This window comes from Priestia endophytica (assembly GCF_026790145.1).
GTDB classification, from domain to species: domain Bacteria; phylum Bacillota; class Bacilli; order Bacillales; family Bacillaceae_H; genus Bacillus_I; species Bacillus_I endophytica_A.
The window spans coordinates 1-16,058 of the sequence record NZ_JALAMS010000025.1 but is presented as its reverse complement, the minus strand read 5'-3'; the positions used below and the strand labels follow the sequence as shown (position 1 = coordinate 16,058).

The following is a 16,058-nucleotide window of genomic DNA, read 5'->3' as shown; positions in this document are numbered from 1 at the left end:
CGCATGCACCCCACGTGACCAGTACGGGTCCCGCAGTTTTGGACGGGGACAGTTTTTGCGTCTAAACTAGTGGCGTAAGCCACACTATATAGAAGCGACTTCTTGTCGCACCATAAAACATGTTTGCGGAAGTAAAAAAAGCACAAACCCGTTGTTCCCCAATGGGTTTGTGCTTTTTCCTTTTTCTATCTTGCTTCCATCTATGCTAATGGCTCATTAGTTAGTATAAAGGATTGGGCTAGCTGGATTTGAACCAACCTTACCCTCTAACGGTTAAAGAATTGAAGAAAAGGATGTCCGCAGGCATCTAATTAAGTTAAGTTAAATATTGGAATAATTTCATTATAATCTGTGCCTACAGCCAAATCCATTCTTTCAGGAATAGGGGCAATACATGTGATTAAAAAGGGTTAGATTTATTAAGGGATAGGGTCTGCATAGGTACCCTCTTACAGTTAGTAAAATAAGATCAGATCTGGTTGATAATGTCTCCATATGAATAAATTTTGCTTTTCCATACCGATCACGTCCTTTTTTATAATACCAGTATCGGTATCTCCAAGATTTAGAGATTACCTGGAGGTATCTTGAAGTTTTTGCACCAGAACTACGAAAGAGAATAATGTATACAAATAAATGACTTCAAAAATACATGAAGTATTCTTTTTTAAAGTATTTATAAATATTTTCATATTTATCATTCCTTTCCTTTGTCATTTATAACATCATACTATCCATTTTATATAACATCTTCCTTTTTGTTAGATTAGCTTTCATCCTTTATTTTATAGCCTATGACTATTTGTTTTTTCATGACTTGATTTAAACGAAATTAAAGATTTCTGGTTGACATAAAACATGTTCATGAAAGTAAAAAGCGTAAACCTGTTTAATAACATCAATTTGGCGCTTTTTTCCTATTATGAACGATCATAATTTTCATATCCATTAATTACCTTATAGCTCTATGAAAAATGAACACAAACAGATGGTTCGCAAAGTGAACGTCCATAAAAGTGTACTTTTGCGGATACTTCTTTTTGATTATAAATCTAGCAATCACATAGTTCGTTTAAGTTAAAAAATAAATTACGAACGTCCCCTGAAATACATACACTTTTATGAACGTTTTTGATAGAATAATAGGGAGAGAAACACAAAAGGAGTAATAAAATGGAAAACAGAAAGTTTGGTTACATACGAGTAAGCAGCCGAGATCAAAATGAAGGTCGTCAACTTCAATCCATGGAGGAAGCTGGAATTTCTCCTCGAGACATTTTCATTGATAAGCAGAGTGGAAAAAACTTCAATCGGGAACAGTATCAATTGATGAAACGAATGATTCGTAAAGGAGATATTCTCTATATTCATTCCTTAGATCGTTTTGGTCGAAATAAGGAAGAAATCTTACAGGAATGGAATGCCATTACAAAAGAGATTGAGGCAGACATTGTGGTCTTGGATATGCCGTTGTTAGATACCACTCAGTATAAGGATAGTTTGGGAACCTTTATTGCAGATTTAGTTTTACAGATTCTTTCGTGGATGGCACAGGAGGAACGAGATCGTATTCGGAAACGTCAGCGCGAAGGCATTGATGCTGCACTAAAGGGTGGTATATCTTTTGGACGCCCTAAAGCGCAAGTTAATCTAGAATTTATTGAAGCTTATAATCGATGGAGAAATAAGGAGATTACAGCTGTCCAAGCCATGAAAGAGGCCAATGTTAAAAAGACAACCTTTTATAAATTGGTGAAGAAACATGAAAGTACTTTTAACAAGGACAATATATAATAGGAAGAAACTCATCAAAACAGCCTTTGCTATTTTAACAAAGGCTGTTTATACATTACAGATAGTCTTAAATTATTTCTTGAGTTAGTATATTAAACCTTATTGTTAATTACAATATTAGCTTAACTTTAGATTATTGAAGTGAAAAGTAAATTTATTATTCGCAGTTTCCAATCAGGAGGGAATTTTGGATTATCGAACTTGAAACTGATTTTATACACCTAGGCCTTCTGTTTTCATCATTTCATCAATATTTGCTAGCACTTGTTCTGCATCATCGCCTTGAGCAATTATTTTAATTGTTTCTTCCTGCGGAATTCCTAACGACATTACACCTAGGATTGATTTTAAATTGACCTGTTTTCCTTTATACTCCAGAATCACATCTGAAGAAAATAGCGTAACAGTATTAACCAATAAGGTCGCAGGTCTTGCATGAATTCCAGACTCATCAATTATTTTATATATTTTTTCAACCATTATTATTCCTCCGTATCTAAAAAACTTATTTTTATTTTATAAGTTAAGAACTTTGGTAATTTCCTACTTTTTCACCCCATTAGCTACAGTAAATTCGTATTCCCTACTATCTCCTACTAAGGAAACGCCTCAGGGCTATGAATTCAATTTTCTTTGCTGGTTTCAGAAATAAACTCCAATTGTATATATTCTAACAACTCAGAATAATTGACTTTTGTATAATCTGATACATCCACTTCATATAATTTCCCTAATTCAAAAGTGTCATATCCTCTTGTTGTACATCTTGTTATGAATTCCTCATAGGTCAATAAATTATCTGCATTACTTCTATTAGCTAAATGAGCCCCTCTTTTATAGGAAGTTACAATATGACTCAAATGCCTTGTGGGATCCAAATCACGCTTCTTTTGTCGTTCAAATAAAATATCTAAATCTGCAATTAACCGAATAGTAAGCACCTCATAACCGTATCTTTCTACTAATTGCTGAATTTGAGGTTTCTGTTTCCGACTAAAAGGGTAATCAGACATAATATTGCTACCTGCTTCCATTTGCTGTTCCATTATTTCATAGTACTTAGTCCATGCTCTCTTTTCTATATCCTGCTTCTCTTCTAAATTACGAAAACCATATATATCACTATAATATTCTTTTAAGTCATCTTGAGAAAGCTTATAAAATGCCCCTAAATTATTCTTAATGATATTACACAAGTAGGTTTTTCCTGTTCCTGGTAAACCTGCTAATAAGATTAAGATTTTATCCATCCTACCACCTCATAATCTACCAAATAAAGAGAGTACAAGAAATTACTCGTACTCTCTCTTATTAACCTCATCTTCTAGGTCCTTATGAAATACTAATGCACTTTTTTTGTAATTATTTTACTTGAAGGGGACGGTCTTCTTTATTCATGAAGATTCCAATTTTATGTTTGACAATTTCTTTTACTGCCCGATTACATGGAATAATATTATGTCGTAATGATTTAGTTACTTTTGTTTCTCCGAATGTTTCTTTCGCTGTTTTCGTCCATGCTACTAACAACTCAGTACCTACATTAAATTTACGAATCCCGTTATTAATTAATTCATGTATATCCATTTCATTAACACCTGTACCCCCATGAATAACTAAAGGTACATCTACTACGGCATTGATTTCTTTTAATAGTGGTACATTTACTTCCGTTTTAGACTTATATTGACCATGATTAGTACCGATTGCAATGGCCAAAGCATCTACTCCTGTTGCTTTAACAAACTCTGCTGCATCTTTTGGGTCAGTATAAACCTTATCATCCTCATTTACATGAATCCCTTCTTCAGTACCGCCAATAGTCCCTAATTCACCCTCTACTGAAACACCATATTTACGTGCATATTCTACTACTGCCCTTGTTTTCATAATGTTCTCTTTGAATGGTAAATGGGAGCCATCAAACATCACCGATGTATATCCTTTATCGATTGCCTCTTTAATATCATCAAAACCCCTTGCATGGTCCAAATGCAATACCACATCTACCATTTCATTTGTGGCCATAGTTTTACATACAGCAACAAAATTTTCATGACCAATATATTTCGCAGTATCTATACTTGTTTGTATAATAATTGGTGCTCCTTGCTCTTTTGCTGCACGGATCATATCAGGTAACATCTCTAAATTATGTGCATTAAATGAACCAACTGTATAATTCAATTCTTCAGCCCTAAGTGTTACTTCTTTTAATGTTGTATACATGATCAATTACTCTCCCTTTATACTAATCTTTTATTTTCTCCCTTATCGAACACCACGCGTAACCTCTTTAGAAACTTGCATCATTTGATCCATTTTCTTTAGATATATTTGTAATAATTCTTCATCATTCACTTTTGCTGCTTCTGCACGCTTCTTGTTATAAAGCTTTAATAAAGTTTTGTAACCGTTGCCTAATGACTTTTTGGCCTGAATACTTTTTTCTAACGAATCAATAGCATTATCATCGTCGCCAAGCTCATTAAAGGCTAACCCAAGATCCTCATAAATTTTTGCTTGTTCCTCTCTAGTCACTTGATTTACTTCTTCTTTTTTAAAGGAGATAGTACGTAATAATTCTTCTTTTCGTTCTGCTGTTAACACTACTTCTTCGATTGCTTCTTTTTTCGGTACTTTAGTTTTCTTCTTACCAAATCCAAACATCACTTGAACCTCCTTATCTCTTTCTCATTTTCTAGAAAGCTTTTAAAAGTGGACCAATGAGCCATGCATATAATAATGCAGCCGTAACTGTATCCACATCTGTAGCAGTTGCATTGACAAACCCCATAGAATTTAGGGTGGTTACTAACAGTGCTGGTAATAATGTAATGAAGAAACCATGTACAATACCACCAATAATTGCTCCTCGGATACCACCCATTAAGTTACCAAATATACCGGCAGTACCACCTGCGAAGAAGGCTGTAAGCATACCTGGTAAGATCATTGCCAACCCAAAGACAGGTAATACAAACATTGCAATAACCGAACCAATAGTAGTTGTGATAAATCCTACAATGACTGCATTAGGGCTATAAGGAAATAGGACTGGGCAATCTAATGCTGGCTTTGCATTTGGAACTAGTCGCATGGCAATCCCTCTAAATGCCGGAACAATTTCACCTAGTAATAAGCGAACCCCTGCTAGTAATACATACACTCCAACTACGAATTGGATAGATTGTAAAAACGCAAACATTAAATAATTGGTATCTCCCGATAATGTAGAGGCGAACTCTCCACCTGCAAACGCTGCTGTAATAATATAGAGGGGAGTCATTACCACCATCAAGGATAGATAGGTATCTTGTAAGAATTCAAATTGAGCTGGTAAATTCAAATCCTCAACAGATTTTTTCTTTCCACCTCTTCCCCCAACTAGTTTCGCTACACCTGCTTCAAACACATACCCCACCGTACAAAAGTGTCCTAATGCAATATCATCCATACCAGTAATTTTACGAACAAATGGTTGAGCAATCGCAGGCATTGCTACCGCAAAGACACCCCCAATGAAACCACCTACTAAAATCAATGCAATACCACGTAAACCTGCAAAGTAACCAAATACTGTTGTCATAGTAGCCATCCAAAGAATTGCCTGACCAGTTAAAAAGATGTATTTCCATTTAGTGAACCGTGCAATGATAATATTAAAAACAAAGATAGCTAAGAAAGTTAGTGCGATATCACGTCCCAAGCCTAGCTCATTCATTGCTTGGCCATTAATAGCTTCGATTGAAGGGATAATCCCTTGCATATGGAAACCTTCTGTAAAAATACGCCCAAAATATACTAAACTACCAACAATAATGCTAGAACCTGCTGACAATACCATAAACCCTAACATCGTCTTTAACGAACCAGAAATAACTTGCCCTGCTGATTTCTTTTGTAAAATTAACCCCAACATAGCAATCAACGCGATTGTGACTGATGCTTGTGTCAAAATATTCTCGATAATAAAGTTAACTACACCCATCTTTTCCCCCCATCTCTAGCTATCTCTACTTATTTTTAAGCTAAAACACCTTTTTCTTTTAATACCGGGGTGATTTTTTCTTCAATCTCTGGTTTAGATACAATATTTCTCAAATACACAATTGTCGTTTGTTTAGAATCAACTGAGAATTTCTTAAATTGGGATTTGAAATTCTGTGCCGTAATAATAATATCGGGTTTTACTGAAATAGCAGACGATATATCACTATGATCTAACTTGGCATTAACACCTAACTTGCTTAATACATCCTCTGCCGCCATTTGACAAGCAAAACTGCTTCCTAAACCTGCTCCACATACAAATAAGATATTTACCTTTTTCATTTCACTCTCACCTCTGTCATTTTTTGTATACATTTATTTGTTAGCTATTAAATCATTTGTTTTATATAATACATTTTCTAAAGTAAACAATACGGGCTTCCCATCAACAAGGACTACCATCCGTACTAATTTCTTCGGGTGTCAAAATTCCTTTAAAGTCGGCATTTAATCCTACTTACATCTTCTCCAAATGTAATAACCGTAGCTTTCCTCACTCCATCACTTCACTGCCATATAACACCTGATTAAACATGTTTACATCTTGTGCTGTAATTAACTTGTCCAATTTCTCTTCATCATTAATTAACTCAATCAGATTTTTCATCACATTTAGATGCGAATAAGAATCCACTGCGGCTAGGCAAAAAACAATTTTTACCGGATCATTATCCGGATTTCCGAAATTCACCGGTTCCTTTAACGTCAGGACACTAATGCCTAATTTATTCACTCCATCTTCCGGCCTTGCGTGTGCTAATGCTAAGTGCCTCCCTACCACTATATAAGGTCCAAACTCTTCAACAGACTTAATCATGGCGTTTATATATCGTTCTTCAATGACCTCTTTTGTTACCAATACCTGGGCAGATTTCGTAATGGCCTCTTTCCAGTCTTTACATTCCTGCTTTAGTAGAATGTTAGAATCCCTCAAAATATCCTGCAACATCGGCTGTATCTCCCTTGTATTAATTTTTAAATGATGTTCCTTAAAAGTCTCTTCTACTTTCTGATAGCTTTCCTTTGTTACCGTACCGCCACTTTCTACAATTAACGTCAGGATATCCTGCATCAACTTTGTGGCATCTAACTTATTAGATACGGTTCTTCTCTTATCCTTATTTTTGAGTAAAAAATCTTTAATTTCCTTCTTATCACTCTCTCTTAAAATTGGATTAAGAAATAATACAGGTTTTCTTGGATAATCAATTGAAATGGTCGTAAAAACCAAATCAACATCCAGCTTGTCAATAAAGGCTAATTCATACGAACTCAATACTGCTACAATCTCGATATTGAATTGCTCTTTCAAATTCGCAGCCAACAGCTTTCCAGTTGAAATCCCATGATTACAAAGCACAACTGCCTGATAGACATATTGTTCTTTCTGCTTTATCTGGCTGGCAGAAGTTGAAAAATAAACGGTCAAAAACCCAATTTCATCTTCTGATAATGGTTTCTTGATGTAGTCCTCTATTTGCTTACTAAAGCAAGTGACTGCCTGATAAATCTCGGCATAGGACTCCTTAATAGTGTCTTTCAACGGATTGAATACCTGTAAATCGTTCTTCGTCCTACTTAATAACCCGGTGATATGCTTATACAAACCTTCATACAAATCGTTTTCCCTCTGAGAGAAAGGGATTCTGGTTACCCTTTCTACATGCTCAATTAATTGAATGGCTAATAATTGTGCGGTAACCCAATCGAATGAATTATTCATATCTTTTGGATTAAATGATTCGATTGTAAAAGTAGTATATTTGATTTCATTTAATGATGGATATAAACCAAACTCACTACAGATGGAATCGACAAAATTTCTGACAGGAGCTTCTTTTACCTCGGCTCTAACTTTGGCTAATTCTCTAAGGGTATTTCCTTCTTGCAACCGCCTTACCCATATACCTAAAAAAAGAATGATTTGATTTCGATATACATGATTAATCTCTACTCTGGACCTTTCAAAGACGTCGTCATAATATTCTTCAATGATCCTCAATGCACTTGTATCCAAATAATTAAGAATAAATTGATTTGCAAAGGTATTCACTGTATCTATATCTCGGTACCCTATTAGATTGGAGATATCTGTAACACTATTAATCACGTCGTACAACATAGTGCGTATTGATCGTTCGTCGCCTGTAAATACAATACCTTGCTTCGTTAAGCTCACTACAGAAATACCATATTCTTTTAAAAACTGACGAAGTTTTCTCATATCCTCATCCAATGTACTTTTCGATACCTGCAGTTTTTCTTCCATTTCAAAGAGCATTGTCGTTTTTGTGGTATCGGCAATATCTAAAAGTAACGCTAGGAAACGTTCATTGGGCCTATAATAATCTGCTTCCCTGTCATCACCAATTTTAGATAGGAGCTTTTCTCGATCCGCCTCAGACAGGTCTAATTTCAACCCCTTTCCTCTTGTCGTCGTAATGGACGAATAATTATTTTCTGCTAGATATTTATTAATCAGGACCAACTCATTTCGAAAAGTACGCTCACTAATATTGAACTCTTTACTTAAATCCTCACAAGTTAAAAAAGTATTTACTGTCAAAAATCTGGTAAGTACTCGTTGAGTCCGTTCTTTCACGATAGTAACCCCTTTCATAATTTGATTATAAATTGACATATTCAAATAGTTTAGTACATCTTTTTGCAACTTCAATTTGCAAAAATGTAAGCGTTAACACAATTTTTATCAATCTACAAATCAATTATCCATTGAAATAGATGTATCTCTTATCCCTGTCGTTCGGAAATAATTCTATGGTTAATCCATAGAATTACAAAAAAACCTACAATCCCTTAGGGAATGTAGGTCAGCAATTATATTTTAATCTTGATCTTCATAATACCTATCTAAACAGATGATTCCGGTGAAAAAGCTTCAAAATACCTGCAAGTAATCTCCTAAACTTGGACATATTGATACTAGTACTCTTAAAAAAGGTGTGATTGGTATGGAAAAGGATAATTTGTTTAAATTGGAACCACTATCAGCCTGATGTTATTTTATTAACGTTGAGATGGTACCTACGGTACAACCTCAGTTCCCATGATGTGGTGGAAATGATGGAGGAACGAGGATTATCCATGGCTCATACAACCATCATGCGCTGGGAACATCAATATGACCGGCCCTGAGCCAGACAAGAGAGTTCGTCGTCATCTTAAGCAAACAAACAATTTTTGGTGAGTCGATGAGGCGTATATAAAAGTCAAAGGACAATGGATGTGTTTGTACCGTGCTGTTGATTCTGAAGGGAATACAATTGATGTTTATCTGAGTAAAACAAAGAATCATAAGGCTGCAAAGTGCTTTTTCAAGAAAGCTTTGCGGTCTTTTCATGTTTCAAATCTCCGTGTTAACACAGTAGACAAGAATTCAGCCTATCCTATGGCGATTGAATAGTTAAGGGGAAGGAAAAAAATACCTCTAGGCATCTAAATAAGGTAAGTGAAATATCTGAATAACATCGTCGAACAAAATCATCGGTTTATTAAAAAGCAAGTTCACCCTATGTTAGTCTTGAAATCCCTCCGCACAGCTAAATACATTATTTCAGGAATAGAAGCGATGCATATAATCAAAAAAGGGCAACTTGCTTTACAGGACAAGTCTGTCCAAAATCAAGTGAGTTTTATTCATCAACTATTTGGAATTGCTACGTAGGACCAGATTTCATTAGGAATCTATATGCCTCGTTCAACACAATACAATCTTTACACCAGAACCCGTATTCTAGAGATTAAAATGATGGAAAATAAAGTTGTGAATTATGATTATTTTAATTAGTACAGAATCTTCCCGAATAGAGTTGATATCAAAAACACGCCTTTATGATACATAGATTTTGAGATGAGTTTCGATACAAAATCGGACCAAAATGAGAAGAAAATAACCTTATTTCATGGAGTCTCAAAAACCATTGTTTTTGAGACGATTTGATAATAAGTAACTTTTCTCTGTCATTTTGCATAGATAAAGTAAAAAGAGGAGGAAATATTTTCTTTTTTTATTTTGTCAATTCTTTAGAATAAGGAATTCCTGTTTGGAATATTATGTTAACATCTTAAAGAGAGGAGTAGTTTGATAGAGTTTTGATGGTGAGGGAATAATGATTTTTGGGATAAATTAAAACAATTTAATTGATCTTAAGGGGTGTTTATTTATGGTTATGAATAGAAGTGAAAATGAGAGTTTAATTGAAATTGCTTTATACATTGTAACGGTAGAGATTTTTGACCTTACTGATCTGGATGTTGAGGTGACCCCATGACAATAAAGAATACAATTTCTCAATTGATAAAGAAGCGTAAAATTTGGGGTTATGGTGCTGCTATAACAATACTACCTTATCTGTTAATTAAAATCGCCTGGACTTTCGGACTCTTCATGCCGACTGAACAAATGGGCGACCTGAGTTGGCGCACTGCAAATGCTATAACAATAGTTCTAGCCGCGGTTGGTATTTTGTTAGCATTTGCGTTCAGTATGGCGTGGGGGGAGAGACTGCCTGCCTGGTTGGTTGCCTTTCCTGTTTGGATAGGTACTGGTTTACTTATTCCTATGTTGTTGTTAGCGCCAATTCTTGCTCCTGCTGCTATCACACATGATCAGCAGGCAGGAAGTTCTGGTATTTGGATATATGAGCAGATCTTTGTAATAATTTCACTGCTTGGAGTCGGCATCTGCCTACCTTTAGCTTTGGCAGGATATGCTAAGACACGTTGGCCAGAAGTATTTGCCGGTCCACTTGATATTGAATTACTGCCAGGCAATAGTAAGAAACTGTATATTACTTTGGCTAGACTTGTCTCGGCTGGCTGCATCTTGCTTGGATTTATTAAGGTATTCTGGGCATCTGGTGGAACTATTGGAATCAATCCAGCTATGTTGGATAACCGTGATTTATGGTGGCATCTATTGTCGTTGAGTACCGGTTTGTGGGCCTTTGCAGGGTCTTGGGGGTTGTTGGTATTGACGAAACAGCGCGGATCGAGGAGTTTTTTTCTTCCTATGACTGCCGCATGGATCTCATCAGGAATGCTATTCTCGTATAACCTCTTTAATCGCTTATCCGCCACTCGCCCCGATGCACAACCTACACTGGAGTCCCCACTTGTACATGTACTAACTACGGAGTTAAGTAGCATCTTAGGAGTTACGATGGGAATAGTCGTCTTGATGGTACTGCACGACCGCCGGAGAGCAATGCGAGGTACGGAATGAATTTAGGAAGTTAAGGTTTCCGTGGAAAGAAAAAATAAAAATAGCTTTTTTAACTATTATATATTCTCCAAGAATTCATTTTAATAGGGATTCTTAAGGAAAGGATACTCTCCTTAAGAGGTATATGAAACAGAAGAATAGGAACGGACAGGAAAATCTAAATTTCTTTAGCAAAGCAAAAATATGTAGAAAGGATTTTCTATATAAGGATGATTTTTGAGGCAATAGTTAGTAACTTAAAACCAAGGCAGATACCGGACGTAGATTTTGTTATAGGGGGATAACTACGAAAATACAAAATAATTAAAAAGGAAATAACAGTTTATCAATTCCATATAAAGGGGATTTGTTTGTGATTATATAGAAATTAGTGTGCGTTTGAAAAGATTTTTTTCTATCCTATCGATTATATTAGAGGTATTCAATAAGGTTTACATGTTTTATGTTTTATGTTATAAAAACAACGTTATGTAAGCGTTGACATTTTTGAGATACCTGCTATTATAAGATTATTCAAAATATATTGTCCATTAGGATTGTTACTGCTCAAGCAGGCAAAACCTAAATTATCTACATAGAGCCCAATTTGTGCTCTAATATGTGGATAGTTTAGGTTTTTTGTTTGTATAAAAGGACAAAAGGGTGTGGTATGGACTTTATTTTCTGGTTATAAATTTTCTAAGACATGCCGTTAATATGAAGGAGGCAAATGAGAATGCAAAAAAGTGTTAAAAACTACTTAAGAACAGTAATATTATTTATTTCAATAGCTGTTATGACGATTTCTTTTAGTACCAGTACATTTGCTAAACAAAAAAGTGTAAAATCAACATCCTATCGGACTGTTACAGAAATCCATGACTGGGGAGCTGCGGTTACAAAAGTAATTGTTAATTTAGGAAGGCCTGTACCAAAAGGTTCAGTAACGGAAAATACCTTTAGAGTACATATAGTAAGAAGTGACAGTAGGTTAAAAACTCCATTTTTAGAGGAAGGTGACCGGACAGTTACAAAAGCCTATGTTTCTGATAAAGACGGGAACCCTGCTGTTCGTACAGGGAAATATGCAGTACTGGAAATGAAAATTGGACCGACTGTTTCCTTAGGTTCACCACTCAATTATGATGAAGAGGGTACAGGATTAAATGCATGGATTGATAACAACTATACCATTACTCAACAAAAGGATATTGCTACGAATGTAGGAACCCTATCAGGATTGGTTATTGATACATATGCAGGGGGAACTAGAAAACTTGTAGATGATTTCAAAACTGGAAAAGGAACATATAATAATGTTACCTTATCATATGCAAGCTATACACCAGTAAAAGACAAAGCAAAGAACCCATTAATTATCTGGTTACATGGTGGGGGTGAAGGTGGCAAAGATGCAACTATTCCATTATCTGCAAACAAAGCTGTTAACTTTGCAACAGAAGACATACAATCTTATTTTGATGGAGCATATGTTTTAACACCTCAAGCACCAACTAAATGGATGGACGGTTTTACAGGTAAAGCAGATGGAACTTCAATCTATAAAGAATCACTTATGGCATTAATTAAAGATTATGTTTCTAAAAACCCTGACATTGACCTAAACAGAATTTATATCGGGGGAGCTTCTAATGGTGGATACATGACAATGGTTATGATTCGTGATTACCCAGAATACTTTGCAGCTGCATTTCCGGTATGTGAGGGTTTAAATGATACATTAATTACCGATACAGAAATCAAAAAAATAAAGGATACTCCTACTTGGTTTGTTACGGCTAAAAATGATACAACATTGCCCCCAACAATAAACACGATTCCTACTTATGACCGTCTAATTGGAGCTAAAGCTGATAATGTACATTTAACACTATTCGATAATGTACATGATACTACTGGTTTATATCAAAATGCAGATGGTACACCATATCAGTACGACGGACATTGGTCATGGATATATGTATACAATAACAAAGTCGAAACTACAATCAACGGGAAAACAATGAGCATTATGGAATGGATGGCTGCCCAGACATTAAATAAATAGTCGAACAATTAATCCTTATAAAAATGCGGTAATTCAATAGTTTTATAATTCTCTTTATTAGAAGTAAGGCTAACTAAAGGTAGTTCACATAATGGGTATTATCAGAAGTAAAATATATTTTATAAAAAAATACTATGTTTCATTTTAAATCATATGGGTAAATTATTAAGAGGATTGGAATTCTTTAAAGAAACAGTCTTTTTAGATCTGTTTCTTTTTTATTTGAAAATTATAAAGTGAATAATAAATAGCTAGTTGAGCAAACTACTCAAGATTCGTTATAGTATCCCCCTATGATATCTAACTTTGTAACAGAAAAACCTACTGGGCATGGTCAGTAGGTTTTTCTGTTTTTACACTGTATACGCTATTCATTTCTAGTTAACATAATCTTTTTTATCAGAAGAAAATTCATTGGATCCCTATACTTTCACGTTCGCTTTCTTATGATGAGTTCCATTATAATGAAAAAAGCAGAAGGCTGGTGTGTTTGTTACCCTTCCTCTGCTTTGCTTTGTACCTATACACTATGGCAGGATTACGATGTATAGGGAGTTGAGTTCCTCTATAGAATGTGTTTGTCTTCTAGGTTTTTATTCTTCCTTATTTCTGAATAATGATTAATACTTCCGAGCAAACTACTCAAGATGTTGTGAATCATTGACTCATAAAACCCAATGTTAAAAAGAGAAAAAGCTACTGTATAAGCCAGTAGCTTTTTCTCTTTTTATGCTGCTTATTAAACAATCACACCCGTTACTTTAAGTATAATTCTTAGCATTTCTTCGAAGAAACCAGTTACTTATACAAGGTAATCATTTTTATCCATTTTACATATTCTCTCTAACAGTAAGAAATAATAAAATTTAACCGAATATGAAAAAAAGGAGACCAAAATAATGCCATCAGAACAGAAGACTATATACGAAACAATAGATTCTAAACAGATAGAAATTAGCTATGATTGGATTAATTATTGGAAACAATTTTCTAGTTTTGACACTTGGCAATTTTGGGTGACTTTATTATTTCTTTTAGTTCCTTTGATCGTCCTTTATTTTGTATTAGATAGAAAAAAAGCTTTATTGTTAGGGTTTTATGGTTTTAATGTACATGTATGGTTTACATATATAGATGCACCCGGAGTAAGTTTTGGTTTTTGGGGATACCCATATAGAGCAATACCTTTTTTTAATTATAGTTTTTCTTTAGATGTTGCATTGGTACCAGTAGTTTATATATTGCTATATCAATGGGTACTAAAGAATAATAAAAATTATTATCTTTATTTCACTTTACTAGCAGCATTCTTTGCATTTATTTTCAAACCTTTGCTAACAGCACTTGGCTTATTTGAATTCTCTAGAGGAGCAAATTATTTTCATTTGTTTATTGGATATTTGACAATCATGTTAGTTTCAAAATGGATTACTAATCTTTTTATCAAGTTTCAAAATAACAGTAGCTCCTTAACTTAGTTATGAGTAAAAGGCTTTATTTGTTCATGAGTCTTTGTTTCAAAGACTGTAAAGGATATTCATCTTTAGTTAAAACAATGTTATAGGCAGAAATAATAGCAACTCTAATCATAGTGCATATAATAAAGGGAAATTCTCTATAATTCACCATACTTGAGTCGTTTTGAAGAGAGAGATACCTCCAAACCCTCTCTTTTTTAAATGTATATCATATGCATTTCTAGTTAAGTCGGGTAAGTTAGGGGCATCACTGCCCCCTGTCGGGTAGGAAGGTGACCTTACGGTCACACAGCCCCCCTCAGAACCGTGCTTGAAAGTTTCCTTTCACACGGCTCAAGCACACATTTATCCTAGCGTCTTAGTTATATGGTGCCTGCCAATCTGACTTTTATATAGGTATTTCCTTGCTGCTAGTAATTGTTTGTCAGTGGGGATAGGTCCCTTGGCAGGGAAAAGTCGGTGATATAGGATGTGACAACTGTTGTGTACAAGTTGTAAATTCCTATATTCATTGCTTCCACCTTTAATCTTAGGGATTTTATGATGTGTTTCAAGTTCTTCACTGAAATCCACGATGGAGTGAGTACATAGTGGACATTTGTGTTTTTGTTTTTTAGCCAGCTTTTGCCTGTACGCAACATTATTCCGGTTAAACTCCTTGATGTCTCGCTTTTCGAAGTACCCAATTAACTCCTTATTAAAGGGGCTGTAATTGTATATGATAGGAACATGGCGTTCTATTGGAGTCCATGCCATTTTCTTAAGCTGACTTCCACTGATTGGGTCAGTTAATATCCACTTACTTTTGCTTTGCCCAGTTTTATCCGGTTTAAAGTATCTGTTTGTAATCCATTTCCAAGACTTTTTTGGGTGTAATCTTCGAAGAAATCTATAGGTAGTCTTCCAAACATAGTAGTCTACATGCTGGAAGATCTCCTTGGCTACGGATGATTTCCAATAATTAGCTGTTCCTATTACAATTGGATTAACTCTGGCGATAAAGGCACCAATGTTTTGACCATTTAAACTTTTTGCTTCCACTTTAACCTTTCTTTTAACTGTTTTGATACTAGATACAGATGGTTTTATTAGAATCTTAGTTTTTTGTTGTGTGTTATATCGCCTGGTATCAAATCCAAGAAAGGCAAAGCCTTCGTTAATGTGGGTTACTTTTGTTTTATCTTCAGCTAGTTCTAATCCCCTTTTACTCAGATAAGGCGATAGAGTGTGGTATAAGCCTTTTGCTTGTGTTTCGTTTTCACAAAATATAACGAAGTCATCCGCATAACGCACTGCCATTACACTTGATTTGCATTCATAGGTTGTTCTTTTATCTTTCCGTTGAACTGCTTTGTAGATAATACCAAGATGACTCTCCATGCCATGTAAAGCTATATTTGCTAATAGAGGAGAAATTATGCCACCTTGGAGACCTCCGAAA

At 34.9% G+C, this 16,058-nt stretch carries 12 protein-coding genes and 1 pseudogene; 5 read left to right on the top strand and 8 right to left on the bottom strand.

The window, feature by feature from the left end; all coding sequences use genetic code 11:
• Positions 1-1,173 precede the first annotated feature (1,173 nt).
• Positions 1,174-1,794 carry a recombinase family protein gene (locus tag MOC86_RS18450; RefSeq protein WP_268585442.1) on the top strand — a complete coding sequence of 207 codons (621 nt, stop codon included), beginning with the start codon at positions 1,174-1,176 and terminating at the stop codon, positions 1,792-1,794.
• A 213-nt stretch (positions 1,795-2,007) separates the two neighbouring features.
• Here MOC86_RS18450 and MOC86_RS18445 read toward each other — a convergent pair whose 3' ends face one another.
• From MOC86_RS18445 to MOC86_RS18415, 7 genes are all read right to left on the bottom strand, one after another.
• Positions 2,008-2,274, bottom strand: a complete 267-nt coding sequence (locus MOC86_RS18445; protein WP_268585441.1) for a phosphocarrier protein HPr — start codon at positions 2,272-2,274, stop codon at positions 2,008-2,010.
• Positions 2,275-2,417: 143 nt separating this feature from the next.
• Complete coding sequence (locus tag MOC86_RS18440) at positions 2,418-3,044, bottom strand: AAA family ATPase (protein ID WP_268585440.1); 627 nt, start codon at positions 3,042-3,044, stop codon at positions 2,418-2,420.
• Between the two features lie 112 nt (positions 3,045-3,156).
• A complete protein-coding gene (locus MOC86_RS18435; RefSeq protein WP_268585439.1) occupies positions 3,157-4,023 on the bottom strand; it encodes a class II fructose-bisphosphate aldolase in 867 nt (288 codons plus the stop codon).
• A 42-nt stretch (positions 4,024-4,065) separates the two neighbouring features.
• Complete coding sequence (locus tag MOC86_RS18430; protein WP_268585438.1) at positions 4,066-4,464, bottom strand: tetratricopeptide repeat protein; 399 nt, start codon at positions 4,462-4,464, stop codon at positions 4,066-4,068.
• Positions 4,465-4,495: 31 nt separating this feature from the next.
• A complete protein-coding gene (locus MOC86_RS18425) occupies positions 4,496-5,785 on the bottom strand; it encodes a PTS sugar transporter subunit IIC (RefSeq protein WP_268585437.1) in 1,290 nt (429 codons plus the stop codon).
• A 35-nt stretch (positions 5,786-5,820) separates the two neighbouring features.
• Positions 5,821-6,129, bottom strand: coding sequence for a PTS sugar transporter subunit IIB (locus tag MOC86_RS18420; protein WP_268585436.1), 309 nt, complete (start codon positions 6,127-6,129; stop codon positions 5,821-5,823).
• Positions 6,130-6,340: 211 nt separating this feature from the next.
• Positions 6,341-8,449: a BglG family transcription antiterminator gene (locus tag MOC86_RS18415; protein ID WP_268585435.1), complete on the bottom strand. Its 2,109-nt coding sequence runs from the start codon at positions 8,447-8,449 to the stop codon at positions 6,341-6,343.
• Positions 8,450-8,819: 370 nt separating this feature from the next.
• Here MOC86_RS18415 and MOC86_RS18410 point away from each other — a divergent pair.
• From MOC86_RS18410 to MOC86_RS18395, 4 genes and pseudogenes are all read left to right on the top strand, one after another.
• A pseudogene (locus MOC86_RS18410) lies at positions 8,820-9,532 on the top strand (IS6 family transposase).
• Positions 9,533-10,135: 603 nt separating this feature from the next.
• Positions 10,136-11,092 carry a hypothetical protein gene (locus tag MOC86_RS18405; RefSeq protein WP_268585434.1) on the top strand — a complete coding sequence of 319 codons (957 nt, stop codon included), beginning with the start codon at positions 10,136-10,138 and terminating at the stop codon, positions 11,090-11,092.
• 715 nt (positions 11,093-11,807) lie between these two features.
• A complete protein-coding gene (locus MOC86_RS18400; RefSeq protein ID WP_419146657.1) occupies positions 11,808-13,139 on the top strand; it encodes a prolyl oligopeptidase family serine peptidase in 1,332 nt (443 codons plus the stop codon).
• A gap of 899 nt (positions 13,140-14,038) precedes the next feature.
• The gene (locus tag MOC86_RS18395; protein WP_268585433.1) at positions 14,039-14,617 is read left to right on the top strand and encodes a CBO0543 family protein; all 579 of its coding nucleotides are present in this window, start codon (positions 14,039-14,041) and stop codon (positions 14,615-14,617) included.
• A gap of 345 nt (positions 14,618-14,962) precedes the next feature.
• Here the strand turns inward: MOC86_RS18395 and MOC86_RS18390 are convergent.
• Positions 14,963-16,058: group II intron reverse transcriptase (locus tag MOC86_RS18390; protein ID WP_268585432.1), on the bottom strand; the 1,096-nt coding region annotated here is incomplete at its 5' end.

What these genes read in the sequence shown, in the direction of transcription:
- MOC86_RS18400 (WP_419146657.1), top strand. Translation starts at nt 11,808, where the DNA reads ATGCAAAAAAGTGTTAAAAACTACTTAAGAACAGTAATATTATTTATT.
- MOC86_RS18435 (WP_268585439.1), bottom strand. Translation starts at nt 4,023, where the DNA reads ATGTATACAACATTAAAAGAAGTAACACTTAGGGCTGAAGAATTGAAT.
- MOC86_RS18440 (WP_268585440.1), bottom strand. Translation starts at nt 3,044, where the DNA reads ATGGATAAAATCTTAATCTTATTAGCAGGTTTACCAGGAACAGGAAAA.
- MOC86_RS18445 (WP_268585441.1), bottom strand. Translation starts at nt 2,274, where the DNA reads ATGGTTGAAAAAATATATAAAATAATTGATGAGTCTGGAATTCATGCA.
- MOC86_RS18430 (WP_268585438.1), bottom strand. Translation starts at nt 4,464, where the DNA reads ATGTTTGGATTTGGTAAGAAGAAAACTAAAGTACCGAAAAAAGAAGCA.
- MOC86_RS18450 (WP_268585442.1), top strand. Translation starts at nt 1,174, where the DNA reads ATGGAAAACAGAAAGTTTGGTTACATACGAGTAAGCAGCCGAGATCAA.
- MOC86_RS18395 (WP_268585433.1), top strand. Translation starts at nt 14,039, where the DNA reads ATGCCATCAGAACAGAAGACTATATACGAAACAATAGATTCTAAACAG.
- MOC86_RS18425 (WP_268585437.1), bottom strand. Translation starts at nt 5,785, where the DNA reads ATGGGTGTAGTTAACTTTATTATCGAGAATATTTTGACACAAGCATCA.
- MOC86_RS18420 (WP_268585436.1), bottom strand. Translation starts at nt 6,129, where the DNA reads ATGAAAAAGGTAAATATCTTATTTGTATGTGGAGCAGGTTTAGGAAGC.
- MOC86_RS18405 (WP_268585434.1), top strand. Translation starts at nt 10,136, where the DNA reads ATGACAATAAAGAATACAATTTCTCAATTGATAAAGAAGCGTAAAATT.